The 25,883-nt window shown below is 26.4% G+C and carries 25 protein-coding genes and 1 tRNA gene; 14 read left to right on the top strand and 12 right to left on the bottom strand.

The features are described 5' to 3' along the window. The first annotated feature begins 40 nt into the window (after nucleotides 1-40). From FOY43_RS02045 to FOY43_RS02025, 5 genes are read left to right on the top strand one after another with little or no spacing between them, the layout of a single operon-like run. Complete coding sequence (locus FOY43_RS02045; protein ID WP_146308901.1) at nucleotides 41-1,852, top strand: ABC transporter ATP-binding protein; 1,812 nt, start codon at nucleotides 41-43, stop codon at nucleotides 1,850-1,852. Continuing rightward, complete coding sequence (locus FOY43_RS02040; RefSeq protein ID WP_146308900.1) at nucleotides 1,845-3,467, top strand: ABC transporter permease; 1,623 nt, start codon at nucleotides 1,845-1,847, stop codon at nucleotides 3,465-3,467. Before FOY43_RS02045 ends, FOY43_RS02040 begins: the two co-directional genes overlap by 8 nt. Further along, on the top strand, nucleotides 3,467-4,417 hold the full coding sequence (locus FOY43_RS02035; RefSeq protein ID WP_146308899.1) for an ABC transporter permease: 951 nt from the start codon (nucleotides 3,467-3,469) through the stop codon (nucleotides 4,415-4,417). The genes FOY43_RS02040 and FOY43_RS02035 overlap by 1 nt, the downstream gene beginning before the upstream one ends. A gap of 22 nt (nucleotides 4,418-4,439) precedes the next feature. After that, nucleotides 4,440-5,591, top strand: a complete 1,152-nt coding sequence (locus tag FOY43_RS02030) for an HAD family acid phosphatase (protein WP_146308898.1) — start codon at nucleotides 4,440-4,442, stop codon at nucleotides 5,589-5,591. Between the two features lie 49 nt (nucleotides 5,592-5,640). Then, a complete protein-coding gene (locus tag FOY43_RS02025) occupies nucleotides 5,641-6,192 on the top strand; it encodes an inorganic diphosphatase (RefSeq protein WP_146308897.1) in 552 nt (183 codons plus the stop codon). Between the two features lie 24 nt (nucleotides 6,193-6,216). Here the strand turns inward: FOY43_RS02025 and FOY43_RS02020 are convergent, their stop codons facing one another. Beyond that, on the bottom strand, nucleotides 6,217-6,534 hold the full coding sequence (locus FOY43_RS02020) for a hypothetical protein (RefSeq protein WP_146308896.1): 318 nt from the start codon (nucleotides 6,532-6,534) through the stop codon (nucleotides 6,217-6,219). 160 nt (nucleotides 6,535-6,694) lie between these two features. Between FOY43_RS02020 and FOY43_RS02015 the strand changes: the two genes are divergently transcribed. The 3 genes from FOY43_RS02015 (at nucleotide 6,695) to FOY43_RS02005 (ending at nucleotide 8,077) form a co-directional block, all read left to right on the top strand. Next, nucleotides 6,695-6,770, top strand: a tRNA-His gene (locus FOY43_RS02015). A 54-nt stretch (nucleotides 6,771-6,824) separates the two neighbouring features. Next, on the top strand, nucleotides 6,825-7,415 hold the full coding sequence (locus tag FOY43_RS02010) for a chromate transporter (RefSeq protein WP_146308895.1): 591 nt from the start codon (nucleotides 6,825-6,827) through the stop codon (nucleotides 7,413-7,415). Next, nucleotides 7,415-8,077 (top strand): chromate transporter, encoded by a 663-nt coding sequence (locus FOY43_RS02005; RefSeq protein ID WP_328592688.1) that lies wholly within the window; start codon nucleotides 7,415-7,417, stop codon nucleotides 8,075-8,077. The genes FOY43_RS02010 and FOY43_RS02005 overlap by 1 nt, the downstream gene beginning before the upstream one ends. 40 nt (nucleotides 8,078-8,117) lie before the next feature. Here the strand turns inward: FOY43_RS02005 and tpiA are convergent, their stop codons facing one another. Beyond that, complete coding sequence (gene tpiA, locus FOY43_RS02000; protein WP_146308893.1) at nucleotides 8,118-8,852, bottom strand: triose-phosphate isomerase; 735 nt, start codon at nucleotides 8,850-8,852, stop codon at nucleotides 8,118-8,120. A gap of 161 nt (nucleotides 8,853-9,013) precedes the next feature. On the opposite strand from tpiA, the gene FOY43_RS01995 reads away from it, so the two are divergent. Next, nucleotides 9,014-9,457, top strand: a complete 444-nt coding sequence (locus FOY43_RS01995; protein ID WP_236094555.1) for a Holliday junction resolvase RecU — start codon at nucleotides 9,014-9,016, stop codon at nucleotides 9,455-9,457. Here FOY43_RS01995 and FOY43_RS01990 read toward each other — a convergent pair whose 3' ends face one another. Then, nucleotides 9,458-9,802: an HU family DNA-binding protein gene (locus FOY43_RS01990; RefSeq protein WP_226364430.1), complete on the bottom strand. Its 345-nt coding sequence runs from the start codon at nucleotides 9,800-9,802 to the stop codon at nucleotides 9,458-9,460. Nucleotides 9,803-9,930: 128 nt separating this feature from the next. Between FOY43_RS01990 and FOY43_RS01985 the strand changes: the two genes are divergently transcribed. The 4 genes from FOY43_RS01985 (at nucleotide 9,931) to FOY43_RS01970 (ending at nucleotide 16,666) form a co-directional block, all read left to right on the top strand. Beyond that, nucleotides 9,931-12,498, top strand: coding sequence for a DNA topoisomerase IV subunit A (locus FOY43_RS01985; protein ID WP_146308892.1), 2,568 nt, complete (start codon nucleotides 9,931-9,933; stop codon nucleotides 12,496-12,498). After that, nucleotides 12,488-13,795 carry a class I SAM-dependent RNA methyltransferase gene (locus tag FOY43_RS01980; RefSeq protein WP_146308891.1) on the top strand — a complete coding sequence of 436 codons (1,308 nt, stop codon included), beginning with the start codon at nucleotides 12,488-12,490 and terminating at the stop codon, nucleotides 13,793-13,795. The genes FOY43_RS01985 and FOY43_RS01980 overlap by 11 nt, the downstream gene beginning before the upstream one ends. A gap of 89 nt (nucleotides 13,796-13,884) precedes the next feature. After that, nucleotides 13,885-15,735 (top strand): type I DNA topoisomerase, encoded by a 1,851-nt coding sequence (topA, locus tag FOY43_RS01975; protein WP_146308890.1) that lies wholly within the window; start codon nucleotides 13,885-13,887, stop codon nucleotides 15,733-15,735. Between the two features lie 544 nt (nucleotides 15,736-16,279). Next, nucleotides 16,280-16,666, top strand: a complete 387-nt coding sequence (locus tag FOY43_RS01970; RefSeq protein WP_146308889.1) for a hypothetical protein — start codon at nucleotides 16,280-16,282, stop codon at nucleotides 16,664-16,666. A 29-nt stretch (nucleotides 16,667-16,695) separates the two neighbouring features. On the opposite strand, the gene FOY43_RS01965 is transcribed toward FOY43_RS01970, so the two are convergent. From FOY43_RS01965 to FOY43_RS01925, 9 genes are read right to left on the bottom strand one after another with little or no spacing between them, the layout of a single operon-like run. Then, nucleotides 16,696-17,829 carry an MAG0770 family lipoprotein gene (locus tag FOY43_RS01965; protein ID WP_146308888.1) on the bottom strand — a complete coding sequence of 378 codons (1,134 nt, stop codon included), beginning with the start codon at nucleotides 17,827-17,829 and terminating at the stop codon, nucleotides 16,696-16,698. Next, on the bottom strand, nucleotides 17,807-18,526 hold the full coding sequence (locus tag FOY43_RS01960) for a pseudouridine synthase (RefSeq protein WP_201273904.1): 720 nt from the start codon (nucleotides 18,524-18,526) through the stop codon (nucleotides 17,807-17,809). Before FOY43_RS01960 ends, FOY43_RS01965 begins: the two co-directional genes overlap by 23 nt. Continuing rightward, on the bottom strand, nucleotides 18,516-19,625 hold the full coding sequence (locus FOY43_RS01955) for a nicotinate-nucleotide adenylyltransferase (protein WP_146308886.1): 1,110 nt from the start codon (nucleotides 19,623-19,625) through the stop codon (nucleotides 18,516-18,518). The genes FOY43_RS01960 and FOY43_RS01955 overlap by 11 nt, the downstream gene beginning before the upstream one ends. Before the next feature lie 45 nt (nucleotides 19,626-19,670). Further along, complete coding sequence (locus FOY43_RS01950; protein WP_146308885.1) at nucleotides 19,671-20,912, bottom strand: hypothetical protein; 1,242 nt, start codon at nucleotides 20,910-20,912, stop codon at nucleotides 19,671-19,673. Further along, nucleotides 20,899-21,315, bottom strand: coding sequence for an iron-sulfur cluster assembly scaffold protein (locus FOY43_RS01945; protein WP_162847761.1), 417 nt, complete (start codon nucleotides 21,313-21,315; stop codon nucleotides 20,899-20,901). Before FOY43_RS01945 ends, FOY43_RS01950 begins: the two co-directional genes overlap by 14 nt. Further along, nucleotides 21,305-22,474 (bottom strand): aminotransferase class V-fold PLP-dependent enzyme, encoded by a 1,170-nt coding sequence (locus FOY43_RS01940; RefSeq protein WP_236094553.1) that lies wholly within the window; start codon nucleotides 22,472-22,474, stop codon nucleotides 21,305-21,307. Before FOY43_RS01940 ends, FOY43_RS01945 begins: the two co-directional genes overlap by 11 nt. 6 nt (nucleotides 22,475-22,480) lie before the next feature. Beyond that, complete coding sequence (locus tag FOY43_RS01935) at nucleotides 22,481-22,885, bottom strand: hypothetical protein (RefSeq protein WP_146308883.1); 405 nt, start codon at nucleotides 22,883-22,885, stop codon at nucleotides 22,481-22,483. Next, nucleotides 22,872-23,354: a transcription antitermination factor NusB gene (locus tag FOY43_RS01930; RefSeq protein ID WP_146308882.1), complete on the bottom strand. Its 483-nt coding sequence runs from the start codon at nucleotides 23,352-23,354 to the stop codon at nucleotides 22,872-22,874. The genes FOY43_RS01935 and FOY43_RS01930 overlap by 14 nt, the downstream gene beginning before the upstream one ends. A gap of 12 nt (nucleotides 23,355-23,366) precedes the next feature. Next, a complete protein-coding gene (locus tag FOY43_RS01925; RefSeq protein ID WP_146308881.1) occupies nucleotides 23,367-24,230 on the bottom strand; it encodes a hypothetical protein in 864 nt (287 codons plus the stop codon). Nucleotides 24,231-24,346: 116 nt separating this feature from the next. Here FOY43_RS01925 and FOY43_RS01920 point away from each other — a divergent pair, with 116 nt between their 5' ends. Next, nucleotides 24,347-25,870 carry a phospho-sugar mutase gene (locus tag FOY43_RS01920; RefSeq protein WP_146308880.1) on the top strand — a complete coding sequence of 508 codons (1,524 nt, stop codon included), beginning with the start codon at nucleotides 24,347-24,349 and terminating at the stop codon, nucleotides 25,868-25,870. Nucleotides 25,871-25,883 lie beyond the last annotated feature (13 nt).

The following is a 25,883-nucleotide window of genomic DNA, read 5'->3' as shown; positions in this document are numbered from 1 at the left end:
AGGCTTTAAAGCCTTTTTACTTTTAATGGGTTTATTTGTAATGAATAATAAAATTGAAAACGCAATTGAATTTGTAAATATTTCAAAATCATTTGGAAATATAAGAGCAAACAAAAACATTAATTTTAGCGTAAAAAAAGGAACAATTCATGCTTTAATTGGAGAAAACGGAGCAGGAAAAAGTACTTTAATGTCTATTTTGTTTGGTCTTTATGAACCTGATGAAGGTTTTATTAAAGTCAATGACAAAAAAACATTAATTTTGTCACCTAATCAAGCGAATGATCTTGGAATTGGTATGGTTCATCAACATTTTAAATTAGTTAATGTTTACAAAAATATAGATAACATTATTTTAGGTAATGAAACAACATTCTCTAAATTTAAAATAATTAACAGAAAGCCATCAATTAAAAAAATTCAAAATATTCAAGAAAAATTTAATCTTCATTTTGACCTTAATAAACAAACTGGTAGTGAACCGGTTTCTGTTCAACAAAAAGTTGAAATAATGAAAATGCTTTATAGGGATTCAGAAATTTTGATTTTTGATGAGCCTACTGCAGTTTTAACTGATGAAGAAATTCAAGGTTTACTTCAAACATTTAAACTTTTTAAAGAACAAGGTAAAACAATAATTTTCATCTCACATAAATTAAAAGAAATTAAACAAGTTGCTGATTATGCAACTATATTAAGACATGGTGAAGTTACCGGAAATTTTAAGGTCTCAGATACTTCGATCGAAGAGATGGCTCAACTTATGGTCGGTGGACAAGTTGAAACTATTCTAAATAATCACTCAATTAATTCCAATAAAGAAGTTATCTTAAAAATAGAAAATGTATCTACTAAAGGAGATAAACCTCTTAAGAATTTTAGTTTAGATATTCATTCTGGCGAAATAGTTGCTATAGCTGGTGTTGAAGGTAATGGACAAACTGACTTAGAGTATGTTGTTTCTGGTTTGAAGAAACCTACTTCAGGTTCGTTAAAACTAAAGAAAACTAATTTAATTAAACAAAATTATCTTAGTATGCTTAAAAAAGATAAAAAAATAAATATTGTTTATTTAAGTATTTTAGCTGCAATAACACTTATTTTAATAATTTTAATGGGGATTTCTAAAACAATCTCTCAAGTCATACCCTTAAACTTAATGCTAACTTTATGTATTTTATTATTGCTTGTAATAGTCCCTATATTAATTGTTTATTTAATCAATGTACTTAAAAACATCAAGCTTATTAGTGATTTTAATAAAGATCAAGATGAATTCATTGAATTAAATAAATTAAGCACATACAAAATCTCTCAGTTAGGATTTTCATATATTGCAAGTGATAGACATAAACATTCAATGATTCTTGATTATAGTGTTTTTGATAACATGCAATCAAGAAGATTGTGAGATCCTAAATATGTTAAGTTTGGTATTTTCAGGAGAAAAAATATTAAAAAGGATCTCGAAATAATTATTGATAAATTTGATGTCAGAGGTGCAAGAAGAGGGAATTCACTTTCCAGATCTCTTTCGGGTGGAAACCAACAGAAATTTATTGTAGGTAAAGAAATGGAAAATCCACATGATTTCATAATTATTTTACAACCTACACGTGGCCTTGACGTTGGTGCAATAAAAAACATTCATGAGAAAATTTTAGAAGAAAAAAGCAAAGGTAAAGGGATTTTACTCATTTCATATGAACTTGATGAGGTAATCGCATTAGCTGATACAATTGCTGTTATAAATGAAGGACAATTGAGCGTAGTCAGAGAATCTAAGAATTTAAGTAGATCTGAAATTGGGGTTTATATGTCTCACAAGAAAGTTGGAGGTGAAAATGAATAATCCAAAAGAAAATAAGTTCATTAGTAGTTTTAATGAACAATTTAGAGATAAAAAATATAAACTTCAAAAAGTTTTGACTTTCGAAAATGGTTCATCAACAATCAAAAAAGTTTTTAGTTCCATTTGAGCAATATTAGTAGGAATTATTTTATCTGGTATTGCATATGGATTTTATATTTTTATCAGTAGCGGGACATTTGGTAATCCTTTCGAATTTATCGCTAGCTTATTAACATCAGCTTTTGATGAATATAATATAACCAACTTTTGATTATATTTTGCAATTTTTGGGTTTTTAGGCCTAGCTATTGCTGTAGCATTCAAAACAGGATATTTTAATGTCGGTGTGTCAGGACAGATGACTTTACCTGCATTATTATTCTTTTCATTTATGATCCTAAACAGAAATTTTGAACCTTCTACATTAACGCTATTTTTTGGAATGCTCTTGTTTATAGTAGTTGGATTCATTTGTGGAATGATATCTGGTTTATTAAAAGCATATTTTAATGTGCATGAAGTTATATCAACAATTTTCTTAAACTGAATTATTGTTAGTGTTGGAAAATGATTATTAGCAAAGGAAAATGAAATTTTAATACCTATTTCGGATGAAAATATTGGTATATTTCTCTCAACATTACCATATACAACATCAAGATTATCAATTAGTTTTGATCAAATTGAAACATTTAAAATAATTGGTGTTATTTTATTGGTGCTTTTATCTGCAGTGTTTTGATTTATTTATAAAAATACATCTATCGGTTACAAACTTAAAATGATTGGTTTGAATAAACACAATGCTGATTATGTTGGTGTAAATCAAAAAGCATTAACTATAAGTGTGCTATCAATCTCGGGTGCACTTGGTGGAATAGCGGGATTTTTCTTATTTGTCATTAAAGATTGTGCTATTACAGGTTTAGAATCTGGACCTATAGCAATGGGGTTTGAATCAATTGCTGTTGCCTTAATTGCATTAAACAATCCTATTGGTGTATTATTTTCAAGCATATTTTATAGCATTATTTATACATCTAAAGTTCCTCTTTTCTCTGAATTAGGAGTTGTTAATGAGTTTTATCCAATAGTTACTGGATTAATGATATTTATTATTGCTATTGCTGTAATATTTAGTAAACTAACACCAATTAAATCATTTATCAAATGAATGATTTTAGTTAGAAATAAAGAATATCGAAAAGTTAGAAAAGAATATTACTCTGATAAAAAAACAATGTACAACAAACATAAAACAAGAGTAAAAGATGTTAAGAAAATGAGCATTCAACGTAAAAAAGAATTTAAAAATGAAACTAGAAATTATTTAAGTCTAAGTGAAAAACTCAAGAGAGACTTAAACAAAAAAGATGTAGATATTAATTCAGTATATCAAGAATTAGCGAAACTAAAATTTGAATACAACGAAAAAGTTAGACTAGCTGGACTTGATGTATATAGTGACTACATTTCTTATTATAAGAACACAAAAAGAGAGAACAAAAATAAGTTTAAAAAGTATAAAGAAGATTTATTTAAAGAAACATTCAAGAAATTTGTTAATAATAAAATATTTAGAAATTCGAACTTAGTGATTGAGGAGGAAAAATAATGTCAGTAACAGTTGTTATTTTCGCAACCTTAATCTTTTGTGTTTTACTTCTTGGTTCTATTTCTGGAATTTTTTCTGAAAGAGTAGGAATAGTAAATATTGCAATTAATGGTTTTGTTGTCTTCGGAGCATTTATAACTTGCTTTATTAGTTTTATTCTTACAGATTTGATTTTTGATCAAAGTCAAATAAGCATGTGATTCCAAATACCTATTACTTTTTTAGCTGCTTTAGCTACAGGGATTTTTGCATTAATATTTGGTTTTATGACAATTAAATTAAAAGGTAATCAAACCGTTGCTGGTTTTGCAATTTCACTTTTAATAACTGGAATTTCAGCATTTGGAGTTTATATTTTACGTACAAAACAAGGTGCTGGTATACTACAAAACTACGGAACTACCGAATTAACATTAAATCCATCACCTAATTCCTGAGAAAATTTAGTTTCTTGAAAAATATTTATTACAATTATTATTGTAGTGATAAGCATCTTTGTGATGCAAAAAACAAGGTGAGGTCTTAGATTTAAATCAATTGGTGAAAATCCTCAAGCTGCAGATGTTGCCGGAATTAATGTTTCAAGAATGAAATGACAAGGTGTATTTATTTCAGGTTTAATCGCAGGTGTTGCTGGGTCAATCTTTGTTCAAATGCAATGAACATTGTTTGTTAAATCTATAGATGTTCAAGGTTTAGGATTCATGGCACTTTCAATCATGATCACTTCACAATGAAAAATTCACTATTCAGTATTTGTTTCTATGATTTTCGCATTTCTATATTCATGATCATTTTATGGAGTTATCGAAATTGCTGAAATTAAGAGATATGGAGCATTATTCCAAGCAGTACCATATGTTGTAACTATTATTGCTTTAATTGCGTTTAGTAAAAGAACTGTTTCACCCGAAGCTCTTGGTGTTCCATATGATAAATCGAAAAGATAAATAAAATTTATAGGAGATATTAATGAAAAAAAGAAAATTATTAGCTTTAGGTTTTGCTTCAACTATTGTAACTTTACCTTTATTAAGTGCAACCATTTCATGCACAAATGATGAAGAAGTTAAAGAATTAAAAGCAAAAATTGAACAAATGGAAAAAGCTCATGCAAAAGAGTTGGCAGATCAAAAAGCGCTTGCTAAAGTAGCGTTAAATTCTAAATTAAACGCTTCATCAAACTTATGAAACACATTAGCACCTGAAAAAAGTGCTATGGGTCTTACGGTTTATAATTTAGCAAAACATGCTTTTGATGTTATGAGTAAACAAGATGGCATTGTAACAGATAAAGTTGTAGTAAATAAAGAAGGACAAAGCACAACTATTGAAGTGCAAGCAACAAATGAAAATGAATACATTCCTGTTGTTTTTATGGACTTAGATGAAACTGTTTTAAATAATATGGCATACCAAAATTACTTATTAATAAACAATGAAACTTATAATGGGACAGAATGGAATAATTTTGTAAATTCAGCTGTTTCAACAGAAGTTAAAGGGGCAATTGAATTTATTAAATATGTATATGACCATGGTGGTGTTGTTATGTTTAACTCTAACAGACAACAAAAGAGCCATATCGAACCTTCTAAAACAAACTTAAATAAACTTGGTTTAGATAATGTTTACATGCCTGAATGAATTTGATGAATGAAAGGAACAAATGCTTCGGGTTCAGTTGCTAAACCATGAACAACTTCTAATGGAAAAAGTTCTAAAGAAGAAAGAATGAACTTTGTTAGCTCAAATAAATTAGAGATTGAAGAAGGAAAAAGTGTAAGTTTTAGAGTTGTTATGAAAGTTGGTGATGATATAAATGACTTTAATGATAACTTCACTAAGGGTGCCGGTGTAGTAAATGATTATAAAATAGTTAACGATTTAATTAGTAATTCTGAAGTAGGTAAACTTTACGGAAACTTAGATATTAATAATAAAGAGCAGTTTTATGATGTTCAAACAAAACAATGAGTTGCTAGAGATTGATCAGCCTCATACATCTTAATTCCCGGAAATGCTAGTTATGGTAGTTTTATTGAAAGAATTACTCAAAATAGAAATCCTAAAGCGGATTTATATGAGGGAATTTTAAGTAAATTTGCTGAATTTAATCATTAATTCTATTAGCTTTATTTCACAAAAGTAAAAAAGTGGTAATATATTAATTATGAAAAATGTAATACAAGTAAAAATTGAAATTCAAAAAAATTCAAATATTAAATATGAATACAACCGTAAAACAAATGAAATCGAAGTAGATAGAATTTTAAGAGGAGATTTTGTTTATCCATGTAACTATGGATTTGTTCCAGAAGCTCTTGATTGAGATGGCGATGAACTTGATGTTCTAGTTTATTCTCCTGAAGTGTTTGCTCCTGGTGTTAAATTAAATGCAAGAATTATCGGAGCTATGAAAATGATTGATGACGGTGAAACAGATACAAAATTAGTTGCTGTTCACCACGATGATTATCGTTTAGATAATATAAACTCAATTAAGGATTTACCAGAAGAATTTGTTAAATCAGTTGAGACTTTCTTCAGCACATACAAAAACTGAAAACGTCCAGGAATAACAAGTGTTGGTGGATTTGAAGATACTGAATGAGCATTAAATGAATATGAAGAATGCGTTCACTTAATGAATAAATATGGAAAATTAAGCAAGGATGATTTCTTAAAAGAAATGAAAGCCAAACATCCTGAGAAATATGTATAATAAAAAGCTCTTTTGAGCTTTTTATTATACATATACTTCATGATTTTCTTTTTCAAAAGATTTAATAAGAACTACTATTCCATAAATAAAGTTAGTTAATCCTCAAACAGTAGGAATAATTGAAAGAATCATTGATAAAACAGGTACAAAAATAAATATTGAAGGAATAATTATACAAATAATTGTAATACCGATTGAAGTGTAAAATAAATTATTCTTTTTAACATATCATCAATTAATACCAGTTCAACCTAAAAATAAAGTTAATAATCCAAAGATTAACCCGTTTGTTAGTCTTTTAACTTTTAATTCTTTAATTAAATCATTATAGAAATTTTTCATGCAAACCTCCGTGCCGCTTAAATTATATAACAATAAAATAAAAATTCTTTGTGTTATATTTTGGTTGAAAATTCACGAATAGATTTGACATTTTATACAATAAATAAAAGCCACAAAAAGTTTTATAAATTTATATTTTCATATATAATTAATACACATGGCGAATGTGGTGAAGCGGCTAACACAGCGGGTTGTGGTCCCGTCATTCGCGGGTTCGAATCCCGTCGTTCGCCCCATTTCATCAAAACAACCCTAAAGGTTGTTTTTTTGTTGAATTTAAAGGAGGAGTTGTGAAGAAAAAACCCAAGATTTGAGAAATGATACTTTTGATTATTAAAATGACTTTCATTGGCTTTGGTGGAGGTAATGCATTAATGCCAGTATTGAAAAACGAAGCGGTTGATAAAAAGAAATGAATGACTATTGAAGAATTTGACAAGATAGTTATCGTTTCAAATATGTTGCCTGGACCATCCGTAATTGAAGCTATTTCATATCTAGCTATAAAAGTTTTTGGATTTTGAAAAGGCTCATTGATTACTTTTTTTGCTATGTTGCCTCATATTTTATTAGCTTATTTATTCTATTTTTTAATTTATTTATTACCTCAGAATTACATTAGTGTAATTTCTGTCGGTGTTTTAACAGCGATTAGTGGTGTACTTTTAGCTTTTGGTTATGAATATATGAAATCTAGCAAAAAAGAGATGTCAATTCCGCTATGATTAGTCTTATTTTTATTTACGTTTGCGTTTTGTTTATTTATTCCTAGTCCATTTAATATTCCAATTGTTATTATGATAATAGTTTTTATTTTTTTTGGATTATTTCATTACATATCATACAGAAAAGGTATGAAAAATAAAAAAGGAGATAAATAATGTTTATTTTAGCTTTATTATTAACTTTTCTATTTCTTATTATTGCTTCATTGAGTGTTTTTGGTGGCGGACAAATTTTTATGCCTATTTTTAAGTGAATTTGATTATTTATTGCTAAAAATTTTAATATTGAAATTACTGAAACAATGATTAACAACGCTTTTACTGTTTCAAATTCAACTCCTGGTATTCTTTCAACTAAATTCGCCTTTTTTACAGGATATTTTATTGGTAATGGAAGTTGATATGGACATATTCTGACGATCATTACATACATTTTCTTTATTGCACCTGCAATTTTAATGATGTTTTACTGTATGAAATATATTAATAAATTTAATGATTCACCAGTTCTTAAACGCTTAATAGTAATTTTAAAACCTGTTGTGGCTGGAATAGTGATCTCTCTTGCAGTACAATTAATTACCAATGTTATTTTTCCTTATTTAATATTCAATGATTCAGCATCAGATTACTTTAAATTTGATTTTGGCAATTCTAAAGCTATATTTTTTAGTGGATGAAGATTAATAGTTCTATATATTTATGTTCCAATTTCATCAATTATTTCTTTTGTTCTTTACAGAAAGAAAGTGTCTTTGTTTTGATTAATAGTTGCTAATGTTGCAATTTGTTTAATTATTTTTGCACCTTGATTATAGGGTTAAATAAAAAACTGAATTACTTCAGTTTTTCTTTTAATTATTTCCCTAATGTTAATAAAGCTAAGAAACTTTCTGGTTCTAATGAAGCACCACCAACTAAGAATCCGTCAATACTTGGTTGATCATGTAGTTCTTTAATATTTTTAGGTGATACACTTCCTCCATATTGAACAATTAAATCTTTAGAAGTTTTTTCTTTAATAAATTTACATACATCTTCAGCAATTTCAGGTGTAGCAACTTTACCAGTTCCAATAGCTCAAATTGGCTCATAAGCCAAAACAATTTTACTCAAATCCAAATCTTTAAGAGAAAGAGCTAGTTGTTGCGCAACAACTTCTTTAGTTCTCCCGGCTTCATATTCTTCAAGTGTTTCACCAACACAAACAATAGGTGTTAATCCTTTAGCAATAGCTAGTTTAGCCTTTTTATTTACAACTTCATCTGTTTCACAGTGGTAACTTCTTATTTCTGAGTGTCCTAAAATTACATATTTTGCACCAAGATCAACAATCATATCTGAGGATACTTCGCTAGTATAAGCACCTTTTTCATGCAATGACATATCTTGGGCTCCAAAGTGTAATTCACTAACTTTATTTAATTTTGCCACTGCTAAACTTGTAAAAGGTACAGCAACCCCAAAAGTTAAGTTAGGAATGATTTTGTTTGAGTTTTGTTTGTATAATTTCTCAAAATCTTCAACATATTTAACTGATTCTGAATATGTTTTGTTCATTTTTCAGTTTCCAATAATAATTGTATTTTTCATAAGTCCTCCAATATTTAAATAATATATTATTTATTTACTTTTTATAATTTATTATTAAAATGAAATGAAATCTTTTTTATATTATTTTTTGTTCACTTTTTGTTTATCGATAATTTTGAAGACATATTATCTATGAGATGATATTACATAAAAATAGAGGTATGTTTTTAGAAACAGTATTAAATTTAACCTGCAACTTTTACATAAAAAACAATTTAGCTCACATAGAAAAGAAGAGTATTGAGTTAAAAAATACTAACAACAAAAATGTTGCAAAAGGAAAATCAACAGTAGACTATTGAGGTTGTTTAAAGGGTACTTTTATAGCTTTTGAGGCAAAAAGTACTCATGGAACACGGATAGAAAAGTCTAATTTTAAGCTTCATCAACTAGAATTTTTATTAAAAATAAAGAAATTTGGAGGCATTTCCTTTTATGTCCTATATTTTTTTGCTGAAAATAAATTTTTGATTGTAGAACCCGAAATAATTGAGAATTTTATGATAGAAGATATTTCAATAACTTATTTAAACATAAAAAAATATTCCAAAGAAGTTGAATTAACTTTCCCAGGAATATTAGATTTCATACCAATAATTAGCTAATTAAAAGTCTACTAATTCACGTAAATATTTAGATGGTTTGTATTTTACAACACGTTTTTCAGGCACGGTAATAACTTCTTTAGTAGGACTAAATGGATTTGTTGTTGTACGTCCACGTTTAATTTGTGTTGTAAATGTTCCTAAATCTGAAAGTTGAACTCTTTCTTCAGCAATTAATTCTTCTTTAAGAACAAAAACGAATGCATCGAAAAATTTATCTACTTCTTTTACCGGAACGTCGCATCTTTCAGCGATTTTGCTAATAAATTCTTTTTTTGTCATAAGTCCCCTTTTCATTATTATTTTACAAAATTTTTTCCTTTTTGTACTAAAAAATAGGTAAATTTAGAAAAAATACACAAAATTTAAGTAGTATTTTACTAAATTAACTCAAAATTTCCTAAAATGTGAAAAATTTAGCCCAGTTTTAAGCTATAAAATAATATATAATTAGTAAATAAAAAAGGTAAAACATGGATAAAAATAGCGTAATTGAAAAAATAATTAATGAATCCCTAGATAAAATAATGGCTGAGAGATTTGGAAGATATTCTAAATACATCATCCAGCAACGAGCTCTTCCTGATGTGAGAGACGGATTAAAACCAGTTCAAAGAAGAATATTATACTCAATGTATGAATTGGGGCTTTTTCATAATAAACCATTTAAAAAATCAGCTCGTGTTGTAGGGGATGTTATTGGTAGATTTCATCCCCATGGTGATAGTTCTGTCTATGAAGCTATGGTTAATATGGCTCAGTGGTGAAAAAATTCTATGCCCCTTGTAGATATGCATGGTAATGTGGGTTCGATCGATAATGACGGTGCAGCTGCAATGCGTTATACAGAAGCAAGAATGAGTAAAGTTGCTGAGTTAATTTTAGGTGAGTTAAAGAAAAATCCAGTAAATTTTGTTCCTAATTTTGACGACTCTGAACTAGAACCTGCTGTTTTACCTTCAATTTTTCCTAATTTACTTATTAATGGAACAACAGGTATTGCTATTGGAATGGCTACTGAAATGCCACCACACAACTTTGAAGAAATAATTGACGCAACTATTGCTAAATTACAAAATCCAAATTTATCATTTTCACAGTTATGTTCAATTGTTAAAGGTCCAGATTTTCCTACTGGAGGAACAATTTATGGCACCAAAGGCATTGAAGAATCTTTTGAAACCGGAAGAACTATTAAAAATAAAATCCAGTTATTTTCAAAATTCACAATAACAAGTGACAATAAAAATAAATATATAGAAATTACTGAAATTCCTTATGGTGTCATTAAATCTGATTTGATTTATTCAATAGACGTTTTAATTTCTCAAAATGAAATGGATGGTGTTTTGGAAATAAAAGATCAATCAGACCGCGAAGGTATAAAGATTGTAATCACATTGGAAAAAGATGCTAATGAGAAAAGTATAATGAGATATCTTTTTTCTAAAACTAAGTTACAAATTAATTATAGCTATAATAATATGGTTATAAAAAATAACTCCCCACAATTATTGAACTTAAATAATTTAATTACATCATATGTAGAACATATAAGCGATATTAAGACTAAAACTTTAACTTATGATGTTGAAAAACATAAACTAAGATTAGAAATTGTTTTGGGATTTCTTAAAGTTACTGAAATTACAGATGAGATAATTGAGGTTATCAGAAAAAGTGAAGGATCAAAAGCGGGTGTTATTCAAGATTTAATGAATATTTTTGGGTTCACGAAAAATCAGGCTACCGCCATTGCTGAATTAAGACTTTATAAACTTTCAAAAACTGATTACAACGAATTTAAAAATGAAAAAGATTATTTGGAAAATGAAATCAATTATATTAATTCTCTTTTAGATGATAAAGATAAGTTTACTTTCTATTTGATTAATTTACTAAAAGATCTAAGAAATGAATTTCCTTCCCCAAGAAGAACTCAAATTGTTGAAAGGGAATATAACTTTGACTATGATGAAAAAGATCTAATTAAAGAAGAAATTATAAATGTTGCAATCTCAAAATTCGGATATATAAAACGACTTAGTCAAAAAGTTATTGATTCTAATGATTTCTCAACATATGTTTTGAAAGATGAAGATTATTTAACCTTTTATAATCAAGTAAATACTATGGATACATTTTTAATTTTTACAAATTTTGGTAATTATGCAATAATACCAATTTATAAAATTGAAGAGTGTAAGTGAAAAGATAATGGAATTCACCTTTCAGATTTTGTAGATTTACAAAGTGGTGAAGTTGTGGTTAGTGTTATAGAAGTAAGCGATTGAAATAGTAATTTATTTGTTACTATCGCTACAAGAAATGGTATTGTAAAAAGAACCCCAATCAAAGATTTTGAAGTTTCAAGAACTGTTAAAACTTATACAGCTATCAGTATTTCAAATGATGATAGAGTTATAAATGCTTGTTTAAGTAATGGGGCAAAAGACATTATCTTAGTTTCAAGTTTTGGTTTATGCAATAAATACACTGAAAATGATATAAATATTTACGGAACTAAGGCAAAAGGAATTAAAGGTGCTAATTTAACAAATAATGATTATATTGTTGCTTTTACAGTCGCTCAAAATAATGATGTTTTAACCCTTCTGACTGACGATGGAATGATTAAGAAAATAAGAGCAAAAGACATTCTTTATGTTTCGAAAAATAACAAAGGAAAGCCATTATTTAAGAATAGAAAATTTGAACCTTATATCATAAATGAAATTTATTCAACCAGAGATAATGACCTTATTTTAGTTAGAGACAAAGATGGTTTATCGTTTTTGGATTCTATTAAACAATATTCATTTTCCAAAACTGATGATAGATTCTCGAAGATAAAAATAGAAAATTTTGCTAATGGTGTTATAAAGAAAACACAAAAAACCATTAAAGAGCAAATTAATTTTCAATCTGATAGTCAAAGTGAAGTAGAAATAATAGAAGATGTAAATAAAAAAATCGATATGTTAGATTCAAATATTGAAGAATTATTAGCTAAGATAGAAAAGACATTAAATGAAAAATAAATTAGAAGTAGGTTCAATCGTTGAATTAGAATGTGTTGAAATGACGTATGAAGGACTTGGTAAGTGTTTCTATCAGAATAAACCAATATTTGTTTTAGGATTATTTGTAAATGAAAAGGCGTTGGTAAAAATCACTAAAGTTCTTTCTAAATATTTTTTTGGATCTGTTCATAAGTATTTAATAACTTCAGAAAAGAGAGAAAAAATTGATTTATTTTACACAATTTCAGGTTCTGCTCCGCTATATGGGTTAGATTATGAAGAACAAGTTAAGTTAAAGACTGAATTGATTAATAAATTCTTTAATTGAAAATTTCCCAATTTATTAAATCAAAAAATTGAAATTGAAAAATCACTTAACATAACTCATTATCGTAATAAATCAAGATTTGTTGTAAAAAAAGTTAATAATAAAAATAATTTATTTAGTTATGAATTTAATACAAATAATCTAATAAAAATTAGTGATTGCCCAATAATCGACAATCAAAGCCTATTTAGAAAAATAAGTGATATTTTATCAAAGTTAGATAGCTATGAAAGATTAGATGTTTATGAAGTGATTGGAAGAATTTACGATCAAAATAATTATTTTATAAGGATAAATGTCAACAATGATAAAATTGACATTTCCAAGTTACAAAATCTTATCGAAGATAAAAATAATTTATTGAAATTAGAAATTAGAAGTAACAAAGATAATCTTTTATTTTCTAATGCAGATATTCAAACAAAACCAATTATAACTTTGTACAATAAGCCTTTTTATGTTGATATAAATTCTTTTTTTCAAATCGATACCAAGACTTTTTCTAAAATAATAGAAGATGTGAATAATTTTATTAATTTAAATAATAATCATTTAATTGATTTGTATTGTGGTGTGGGTACATTAGGAATTTGTTTGTACAATGAAAACTTTAGTATTTACGGTATTGAAATTGATAAAAAGGCAATTGAAACATCTAATCACAATCTAATAATAAATAACATTCCTAATAATAAATGTAAATATGTTGTTGGTGATGCAAAAAACATTAAAAAAGAAAATTTTGATTTTGCAAAAACTACCTTGATTTTAGACCCACCTAGATCAGGTATTGATAAAGAATTAATAAATAAAATTCTTGATTGAAAACCACAACAGTTAGTATACATTTCATGTGACTTTAAAACTCAATTGCGTGATTTAGAATTTTTATTGCATGAATATAAAATTGAATTTTATAAAGGATATGACATATTTGCACAAACAATGCATTTTGAAACAATTGCAATACTTAAACTAAAAGAATAAATAGGTCTTAAAAAGATCTATTTTTTGTTATTCAAGCAAAGGCAATAATATTACTGAATTTTGTAAATTGTGGTATAAATATTAAATATATGAAAACATTAGTTATAGTAGAGTCACCTAATAAGGTAAATACAATTAAAAAAATATTAGGTGAGGATTATGTTGTTGAAGCTAGTATTGGCCACATTGCTAAACTAAAAACTAGTGGGCAATATGGTTTAGGTATCGATATTGAAAATTGAGAACCATCATATACATTAGAAAAAGGCAAAAAAGAATTAATTAAAAAATTAAAATCAATTGCTAAAAAATGTGACAAAGTTTTTATTGCAACTGACCCGGATCGCGAGGGTGAAGCAATAGGAGAACACTTAGTTGAATACTTAGATGTTAAAGAAAAATACAACAGAATTAAGTATAATGAAATTACAAAAAATGCTATTTTAAAGGCTATCGATAAACCAGGATTAATTGATTATAATCTTGTTGAAGCGCAAAAAGCAAGAAGAATGTTAGATAGAATAATTGGTTTTAGACTTAGTTATTTAATTAATCAAAAAATTTCTAATTCACCAACTAAAGCCAGTGCAGGTCGTGTTCAATCAATTGCATTAAAATTGGTTGTTGATAGAGAAAGAGAAATAGAAGCTTTTGTACCTGAACAATACTATAAATTAGATGCATTGTGCGGTTCAAAAATCGTTGCTAGTTATATTAATTTAAATAATTCAAGCGATAAGAGAGATTGAATTTTACCTAACGAAATTGATTCAGTTAAAAAACATTTTGAAAACGCTAAAAAAATTATTAAAGTTACTGATATTAATGTTGTTGATAAAAAAATGTCTTCGGTAATACCATTAAAACAAGCAGCTTTATATAAAAAGAGTCCATATTCTGCTCAAGTAACACAATCTGCTGCACAAAAACTTTATGAAGGTTTTGGAGATGGAGGGCTTATTTCATATCCACGTACCGATTCTTCAAGATTAAGTCAAACATTTATCGATAGTGCTAAAGTTTATATTAATGATAAATTTGGTAAGGAGTATGTTGCTCTGGAAGTTAAGGGTTTCTCTGGTGATCAAGATGCTCACGAAGCTATTAGACCTACTGATGTTTCGTTAACTCCTGAAAATGCTTTAGCTTTATATCCTGAAATGAGTAAACAGGAATTTGCAATTTATAAATTAATTTATAGAGTAACAATGCAATCTCTAATGACTCAACCTATTAGAACTATCAAAACTTATACATATGAAAATGATGTGTATAAATTTAGAAATAGTTTTTCATCAATAAAATTTGATGGATACTATATACTAGATGATGAAAAAGAAGTTGAGTTGGGTGATCCAAATTATGAATTAAATCAAGAAGTTAAGGTAAAGGAATTCAAATTTAGTGATCACGAAACAAAACCTTCTCCTAGATATACAGATGGTTCTCTAATTGAAATGTTAGATAAAATTAAAGTTGGCCGTCCTTCTACATTTGCTACTACAGTTAAAATAATTAAAGATAGGGAATATGTTGTTTCAAAATCTTCTTCATTAGTTCCAACTCTTTTTGGCAAAAATGTTATTGATAAACTTACATCATCATTTAGCAATATAATAAATGAAGAATATACTGCTAAGGTAGAAGAAGAATTGGATTTAATAGCGGAAGAAAAAGTTTCTAAGAACATTGTAATGAATAATTTTTGAGAAAAATTTAACGACACTTTTGATAAGGCTAAAGATGTTATGGAAAAAACTGTTCTCACTCAGTTAGCTCTAGAAGAATCATGTCCTGAAGACTCTGGTGTTCTTGTTATTAGAAGAAATAAAAAGAAACAAAAATTTGTCGGATGTAAAAACTTTCCAAATTGCAAATACACGCGTAGTATATCAAATGAGGAACTTAAGAAGTTGGAAGAAAATATAAATGAAGAATAAAAACTATTATCATAAATTTAATTTTTGATTATATATTAATATTATTATTTCAATTTTGTTAATTCTCTTCGTTTGATTTGGCGCTTATAAATCTTTTTCAAGCCACAATTATTGAGTTCTATTTATTTCTTTAATTGCTTTAATTAGTTGAATTTGCATATTCTTGATATTTTTTTATACAAACAAGAAAATTTTTATAATTTGCTTTAATTATAAAATCATTATTAAAAAATCTAAATTTTTCAAGGGATTATTATTTATTTTCTTCGGTAAAAAAGCATTGTTGTTTATAAACGTTTTTAATAAACAGTTATTAAAAATTAGTGAAAATAATAAATTTATTAATTTAATTGAAGAAAATAAGCAAATTATTCATATTCTTTACAATGGAAAAAAAGATAACGATTCTAAGATTCTAGAATACTTTATTATCAATAATAATTTTAATTCAATATAAAAAAGTGGAATTTTTATGAAAAAATTCCTATTTTTTTATATTTATGGGCCTTTTGATAAATTAAAAGTATAATTAAAAAGAGGCTCTATGAATGAATTAAAAAAAATTATCGATAATGACAAAGTTAGATCAAGGGTTAATCCAAAAAATCATGTTAGATATTATGTAGTTGTAGATTTTATAAAAATGCTGATTGGTGAAAATGAGAATGCAGACATTCATTGACAAATGCTAAAAAAAAGATTAATTTATGAGGAAAGCAAGGTTTTTGATGAAATGGTCTTAATCAAAATAAATGAATTTACTGCCGGAAAATTAACTCCAACACCAAAAAAATACGAAGCTGCAAATATAAAAGCATTGATAAGAATTGTCATGAGTATGACAACTCATTTTCCTGAAAGAGTTAAAGAATGGATAGCAAATAGTGCCTTTTTATCATATAACAATGAATTAATTAAGAAAAATAGTTAAAAAAATCACCTTTTCAAAATTTGGTGATTTTATTTTATTTTACTATCTAATAGTTCATAGAGTTCTTTGATGGTGTAGTTTAATTGTCCCATTATTCCATCATTTAATTTCTTAGTTTCTTTATCGATATCAACTATAAAACTTAATAATTTTTCAAAAGGATATTTTCCTGAATTGTTTTTGTTGATTTCATCAATAGAATTATTTAACGACATCAAACTTGACTCAATAGCATCAAATAATTTTACTAATTCATTATTTGAATTAATGAAATTAAAAGTCTTAGAATTATTTCTTATCAAAGCGATTCATTGATTAAGTCTAAATCTTGCGTTTTTTTGACTATCTTCGTTTTCAACTGTAATAAATAATCATTCACGTATAATGTTAGCAAGTGCATGGGTATGAATTTTTAGTAGTTCTTGATAATCTTCTTTAGAAGTGTTTCCATTTTCAGAGTTGAATCCTAAATATGCTTTAATTAAGTTGTAGTTAATGTCAATAACACTTGAGTCATAATAGTTAGATTTGTAAAAAATGTTTTTACAATCACATTCTTCACCTAAAGGTAAGTGTAATACTGAATTTATTGAATTCTTAATACGGTTAATGGTATCTTTCTGACCTTGACCTGTAAAAAGACCTACAGAAAGGTTTTGTTCTAGGTCATTAATCAAAACTGAATAAGCATCATCACCATTTTTTGTTAATGTTTGTTTTTCTTCAACTAGTTTTTGAACGTCATTGTTGATAAAGTTTAATTTGTTGATTAAGTCAATTAATTTGATTTCATTATCTTCTTTCGAAGAGTCTAATAAAATGTTTAACTCCTCAAATTTATCAACTTCATCTTTGTTTTTAGATAATTCACTTATAAAATTGTTTAAGTGATTGGATAATTCGATTGCAATTTGATTTGGTTTTTTATAAAAGTCATCAATATTATTTAATGGAATTGTTAAATTGTTTTTGTTGTTTAAAAAATTTTTAAATTCGTTATTTTTACTTTTAATTTTGTTCAAATAATTTGTTATTTGAGTTTCAAATTCTTTGTTTTCTAAATCCGCCTGTCTATCAAAAGTTGAACTAAAGCAACTTTGAGACATTAAAATAAAAGGTGAAATAGAAGCAAAAAGTAAACTAAACTTTTTTAGTTTTTTCATTTTTAGCCTCCGTTAAAGCTTTTAACATTTTGACTTCTTTAAAATTTAGTTTTCTATATTCACCAACAGGAATTTTTTCACATGTTATTCCTGCGAATTCAACTCTTTTAAGATTAATGACTTTTCTTGAAACAGTTTCAAACAACTCTTTAACATGGTGGTATGTGCCAATAGAAAGTGAAACTAAATATGTTTTTGTATCAAGTTGTTCAACTTTTTGATAAGAAGGTTTGTTTTTTATTAAAACTGGCTTATTTAATAATTTTATTTGTTCATTAGTTAGCGGTTCATCTAATCTTGCACGATATTTTCTAAGTATTTGATATCTTGGATGAATCAATTTATTACATAAATCTCCATCATTTGTTAAAATTAAAACTCCCGTAGTATCATAATCTAATCTACCTACAGGAAAAATTTTTGCATCAGTATTAATTAAACTTGTAACTATTGTTCTATCAAAATTATCTTTTAATGTACATACAGTTTTAGGTGGCTTATTCAATACAAAATAAACTTTTTCTTCTCTTTTTATTGGTTTGTCATCAACTAATATATCGTCTCCAAAAGTAGCTTTATCACCTAAAGATGCAATTCGACCATTTAATTTAACTCTTCCATCTTTAATTAATTGTTCAGAGTTTCTTCTCGAAGCTATTCCGGCTTCAGAAAGTATTTTTTGTAATCTATGCTTCATAATTTTCTACCTCTTTAATATAATTTAGGTAAATTTGTTCTTGTCATTCAGAAAACTCTGTCCCCTTTTCTTTTTCAAACAAGTACGTTCTTTTAACAACTAATGAAAAACCTTTGTTTAAGTCTTTGTGAACAATTTCTCTTAATTTTTGAATACCTGGAAATTTTCTTCCCATACAAATTTTGTCTGAAATATAAAGGATTTTATCTAATGTATTTAATTCTGAAACACCGTTTTCATTCATTGTTGTATGAACCCTAATTGCATGAGCGATATCTTCGTCGTTAATTTTATAAACATATTTAACTCACAATGAACCAGCTACCTGATGTAGTTCATGTTTTAAGAAATTAACTGAATCACCTAAAATGCTTCTAATAAATTTTAGGGAGTTCTCAGGATCTCACTCTTTAGCGATGTCATGAAATAACCCTGCAAAATAAGCTTTTTTTGCATCATAACCACAACTTTTGGCAAGTGAGGCTGAAAATTCTGCAGTTGCAACTGAATGTTTTGCTCTTTTGGCACTTAACATATTATGAACCAATTCTTTGGAATACAATTTATTTTCACCAATATAATTTATTACTTTTTCATCAACACTATCTAAATAACCTTTTTTGAATTCTGTTGATGAATACTCATAAATAGGATTTTTTAGTAATAAACAATTATATTTTTTGATATTTGTTTTATTTATGATTTTTGTCCTTTTGAATACACAAATTTTTGTTAATGAAGCAATTTCTTCAATATCTTTTCATTTATGCAATAGGTTTATATTATCACTTCCAATGATTAAAAATAGTTCATCTTCCTTATATTTATTTTTCAAATATCTAACGGTATCTATGGTGTAACTTAAATTATTCCTCTTGATTTCAAAATCACAAATCTCCGTTTTATCTGGTTTTACCAAATTAATCATATTTATTCTATGTTCAGCAGAAACAATATTTTTACCAGTTTTAAAAGGTGAAATATATGCTGGGACAAATAATAATTTGTCCAAGTTTAATTCTTTTATTGCAATTTCAGCTATTTTTATGTGGCCCTTATGAATCGGGTCAAAACTACCGCCGTAAACACCTATTTTCATAATTTCTCCTTTTATATTTTACTTTATATTACCAAAATGTAATATTTATTCTTCTAAATCTTCACCGACAAACTCAAGTTGTTGTCTTTTTTTTCTTTTATTTTTAATTAATTCAGAAGCGGTAAATAAAAATTTCCCTTTTAGTTGATAATTTATATTATCAACTAACTTATCTATTTCCGATTTTTCTTTATAATCCATTTCAGTTTCGAATAAATTACTTTTTATAGAAACTTGAAAACAAGGTAATAAGTCATTTGCTCTTAGTCTAACACCGTAGACAACACTTTCTTCCTTAAAAATTTGATCCAATAAAATAAGTGCATTGTTAAATATTGTTATGTAATCATTTGTGTAATTAGATAATTTTAGTGATTTATTAAATCAAGTTTTATTTTCAAAACGTAGTCCAACAGTAATGTTGTTAGTGACTAAATTTCTATTTTGCATTTTTGAAGAAATTTTATTAGCAAAATAATCTAATTTATTTTCTAGAAGCGACTTATCATCTGTTGTTTCAGAAATATATCGTTCAAATCCAATTCCCTTAAATACTTTTTTAAAGTTTTCGATTTGATTATGTTCACTTCCTTTGATTGAACTTATCAATTTGAAACCATTCTGTCCAATTGTGGATTTTACAAATTGGTCTTGTTCATTTAATTCTGCTAAATCCTTAAATTTATTTATTCCCAAATTTTTGAGTTTTGTTTCAGTTTTCTTGCCTATTCCAAAAATTTCAGAAATATCTAAATCATAAAAGTGTTCTCTAACATCTTTTTCACCTGTAAATCCAACTCCGAATGGTTTAACAATGTTTGTGGTCATTTTCGCATAAAAACAAGTATGACTTATTCCTATTGAAATAGGAATTTTGAATTTATTCAAAATTTCCTTTTGAATGCTTTTTGCAAGATTTATAGCATTTATTTTGTTATTAACTAACTCAGTCATATCAAGATAAACTTCATCAATTGAACCAACATCCATTTTTTTAGTGTAATTATTGTACAAATGCCTAAATATTTCATTACTTAGAGCACTAAAAAAATCATATCTTGGTTCAATAATAACTGTTTTAGGTTCTTTTTTTAATGCTGATAAAACTGAATCCCCAGCCTTAATTCCTTTAGATCTTAATTCATATGAAGCCGAACTTATTATAGCCTTGCTTGACTTAGTAGCAATAGCAATAGGTTTATCTTTTAATTCTGGAAATATACTTCTTAATGCACTCACAAAATAAGAGTCAAAATCGATGTGAAAAATAAATTTATTTGAGTTCATTTAAAATATGTTTAGCTGTTAATGTAGCACAATCAACTCTGTTCAAATGAGTTTTGACATTATAAAATACTCAAAGATCATCGATCTCACCAATTTCTTGTTCATCTAATTCGATTTCATGATTAACGAATTTGATAAATTTTTCAATTAAATTTTTAGCTTCATTATTTTGCTTGCCTTTTAATATTTTTTTAAGAATATTTGTTGAAGCAACAAAAATTGCGCATCCATTAGCATTAGTATTGATGTTGGTTATTTTTTGATCTATGTCTAAATCGATTTCTAGTAAATCAGCACATGAAGTAGAGTAAACTTTTTTATGATTTTCACTTAAATTATCTTTATTATTATTTATATAGTTGGTCATAATAATTTCTCTTGCTTGGTTTTGGTTAAAATGCATAAAAATCACCCCCATTTTCTATTTCATTCACTAGTTTATCAATATCATCAAAATTATTATAAATTCCTAATGAAACCCTAATATAAGAGCGCTCACTTTTAATGTTTCTAACAAATGGAGCACAAAAAATACCTGCATTAACATAAATATTTTTAGAACCTAAATAGGTTGCAACATCTTGAGAGTTTATATTTTTTACATTAAATAATGTTATTATAGAACCTCTTTTACTATGAATTTCAATATTTTCCAACTTACTTAATTTGTCATATAAATAATTAGATAATTCTAAAAGTATTTTTTGAATGTTTTCATATCCTATTTTTTCAAAAAGGTCCAACGATTTATTAAACATATAAATTGCCGCAATATTTGGAGTACCAGGTTCAAAAGCTTGAATTGTTTCTTTAGGAATTCAATTTCCGTTTTTATCTATATCATGAACTGAACCACCACCAAAACGAGTTGGTTTAATTCTTTTTAATAAGTCTCTTTTGATTGCTAAGATACCTAAACCAGACGGACCTAATAGTTTGTTAGTACTAAAAGCAATAACATCAGCATAATTTTGGTCAACTTTTTCATGAGTTATTGATTGTGCAGCATCATTAAGCACTATAGCGCCGTATATTTTGGCTTTTTCGTAAATTTTTTTAATGTCATATTTAACATCAAAATTATTTGTGCTTTGCGATAAACAAATTAATTGGATATTTTCATCTATATTTTCATAAATTTCTTCACTTATTATAAATTCAACATTTCTTGATTTAGCTAGTTCAATTCAAGGAAGCATATTACTAGAGTGATTATAAGCTGAAATTAGGATTTTTTTATTTGGTTCAATAATTTGATTAAACATTAAAGCAAAAGTATTAAGTGAATCGGTAGTTCCACTTGTATAAATTATTTGTTCAGGATCTGAATTAATTAAAATTGCTATTTTTTCCTTGGTTTGTTTATAAATTTGGTTGATTTTGTTACCTAATGGTGTATCACCTGTTCGAACAGAAATAGATTCATAAGTATAGTAAGTATTGATAGCTTCAATTGCTGAAATTGGTTTTAAACTTTGAGCAGCATTATCTAAGTAAACAATGTTTTTAAGTATTGGGAATTCATTTCGAATTTCTTTTTTTAATTTTTCAAAATCACTCATATATACCTACTTAATTATTTTTAATAGATTTTGTATAAAAATATTATGTTCATCAAAATTTTCTAAAATCACTAAGAAATTAACATATTTATTTCTTTTGTATTCATTTAATTCAATAATCTTTTCTACAGTTAAATTGTTATAAGGATTTAATTGTCTTTTTATTTTTGTTTTTTTATAAAATCTTTCTAAAAGCGAAAATTCAATAAAATTTAAGACTAATTTATCTTCTCACTTATTTATAGTATCCAATTTAGAATTTGTTTGTTCAATAATTTCTCAAAATGTCATTTTGTAAACATTTTTGTCTATAAATTCAGCAATTTCGTTAATATCAATTATTTTTATGTTTTGTTTTTTACAGTAATTGTTAAATAAAGCAATTGCTTTGTTGAATTTATTTTTCTTCATCCGAGTTTTCCAATTTTCTGTTTCTTTTTTCAAGGATGACTAAAGCATTGAAGATACTTTGCAAACAAGCGTTTATAAATTTAAGATTTTTCTTAGCTTGAAAATCTTCAGTATCAAAAAACATTTTTCCAATCTCTAAAGCTTCATTAATAACAATAGCCTTATCTAAAACAAAAAGTTCGTAAGTCGCATTAATTAAAATAGCCTTAGTTATCGGATTAAGTCTCTCAAATGATCAATCAGCACTAAGGTTAATTTTGATCATTTTTTTAATAAATTCATAATTGTTTGCAATTTTTTCTAACTTTTCAAGTTGAGTTCTATTTAAAAAGTCAAATTCCTCAAAAGCAATAGCAGGATCAATTTCACGTTCCAAAATAATGAATTTATATAAAACTTGAACAACTTCAATTCTAGATTGTCTCATTGATTTTTGAGGATATTTTTTATTTTTAACTGTTTCTGACATATGTAATTCCTTTTAATATTGGTTCTGTTTATTTTGTAAAATATAGCGATTTCTTAAATATTCAAATGGTATTAAGGTCGGAAATAAAATTGATGTATAAATTGGAATACTAATCAATGATTTTAATGCAAATGCAGCCATCCAAATGGGATAAAATTCACTTAAATTTCTGTTTGGTGAATAATTTATATATTGCAAAAATACGAAATATGCATATGGACCATAAAATCATCTAAAAATAACTAGTACTATAGACACAATTCCAAAGGCAATTGAAAATTGAGCTAATTTCTGGTTTTTCTTAACAATTGAAATAATCGTTGTGATTGCACAAATTAATTGAAAAATCACCATTAATCCAATCAGTGCATAAATAACGCCAACACTGATTTGAGTAATACCAAAGACTCTACCAATTTTTAAATAGTCAGCATTTATAGTGTTATTAATTTGTCAAAAACAAATAATAATTAAACTTACATTTGTAATGGTTATAAAAATGTTTGGTACTAATAACTTATAATGATTTAATTTTCTAAGCACATTGAAGTATAGGAATGATACTGCTGTAATTAATAAAGGTGTTACCGCATACACTGGATGTCAAAATCCAATATTACCAGAAATAAATAATGTAATCGTGTCTCCGATTAATGCAACAACAAGTGCAGGAAACAAACTAACAAAAAATCCCAATAGTATGTAAAATAAATACTCAAAATTTAAATTTATTACTTTTAAAGCGGTGTACTTTGTTAGAAAAGTTATAATTATTAAAAGTGCTACCAAAAACGCTGATATGTTTAAATCAATAATTTTAAATCTAAAGAAGGTGGAGATTAAAAATCGTCATTTCGAAGTTTGTTTTTTATTCATTTTTACCTCCCTTAATTAAAATTATTTATATTTTACCATTTTTGATATTTTGATTTAAACAATATAGACAAGAAATTAATTTTTGGGTAATATACTTTATTTAATATAATTTTAATATGGAAAAATTTTTAGATTTTGGAACCGCTGGTATCAGAGGAATAATTGGTGAGGGTCCGAGTAAACTAAATTATGGTTATGTTGAACAAATTGCTAATGGAATTGTTCAATACCTAAAAAATCAGAGTGATAATGAAAAATGAATTGTCATTGGTAGAGACAATAGAATAATGTCTTATGAATTTAGCGTTTATTTTGCTAATTTTTTAACAAAAAATAAAATAAATGTTCTTTTTAACGAAGAAATTTCTCCAACACCATTTGTCAGTTATCTAATTTTAAAACATAATGCAGATTTAGGTATTAATATCACTGCAAGTCATAATCCAGCCGAATACAATGGAATTAAACTTTATAATAACAAAGCTAATCAATTGCTTCCTGATGAAGTGTTTGAACTAAAAAAATATTTTGTTGAATATTGTGAGATTAAAAATGCAAATGATATTAAACTAAATAAAAACTCGTATTTACATTTAGTTTCAGAAAAAGACAAAGATGATTATATTGAAAAAGTAATCGATATTGCTAAATTAAATAATAAAAGTGGAAAAATATCGAACTTAAAAATTGTATATAGTCCACTTCATGGAACTGGAATTTACTTTGTTCCAACAATTTTCAATAAAATTTTTAGCGAAGATAGTTGTTTTTTTGTGGAAAAACATATGGTAAAGGACTCAAATTTTACTTATGCTAAAAAACCCAATCCTGAACTAAAGGAAGTTTTTGATGAACTAATTAAAACTGCAAAAAATAAAAATATTGATCTTTTATTAGTTACAGACCCAGATTCAGACAGAGTTGGTGTTGCAGTAAAACATAATAATGATTTTAGATTATTAAATGGAAATGAAACTGCATTAATTATTTTTAATTACTTAATTGAAAATAAGTTTTATATGAAAAATTCTTCACTTGTATATTCTTATGTTTCAAGTCCACTTTTAGCAAAAATTTCTAAATTAAACAATATTAATGTTTATGAAGTACCAACAGGATTTAAATGAATAGGTGATGTAATTAATAAGAATAAATTAGGTTCTGTTTTCGCTTTCGAGGAGAGTTACGGTTCACTTATAGAACCTTCATTAGCTAGAGATAAAGATGCAATTCAATCAGTTGTTGCGCTTAGTTTTATAGCTAGTGAACTAAAAAAACAAAATATGAATCTAGTTGAATATCTTGAGAAAATTTATCAAAAGTATGGATACATTCAAAGCGAAACGGTTTCATATGAGTTTAGTGAAATTGAAAAAATAAATTTAATAAGAACTAATTTTACTAAACTAGAATTCTATGAAGATACTTATGAAGTAAAAGATTATAAATATGAAGAAATTTCTTCGGATATGATCAAAATTACTTTAAAAGATAAATCAACTATTTCTTATCGTCCTTCAGGAACTGAACCAAAAATTAAGTTTTATATTTATACATATGGTACAAGCGAAAAAGAAGCATTGGCTAAAATAGAAAACATTAAATTAGTATTAAACAATTTTGTTAGTAAGTACAAGTAGTCATTGACTACTT

Origin of the sequence: Mycoplasma anserisalpingitidis, from assembly GCF_007858495.1 — a bacterium.
Classification (GTDB): Bacteria; Bacillota_I; Bacilli_A; order Mycoplasmatales; family Metamycoplasmataceae; genus Mycoplasmopsis; species Mycoplasmopsis anserisalpingitidis_A.
This window is presented reverse-complemented; position numbering and strand designations above follow the sequence as displayed.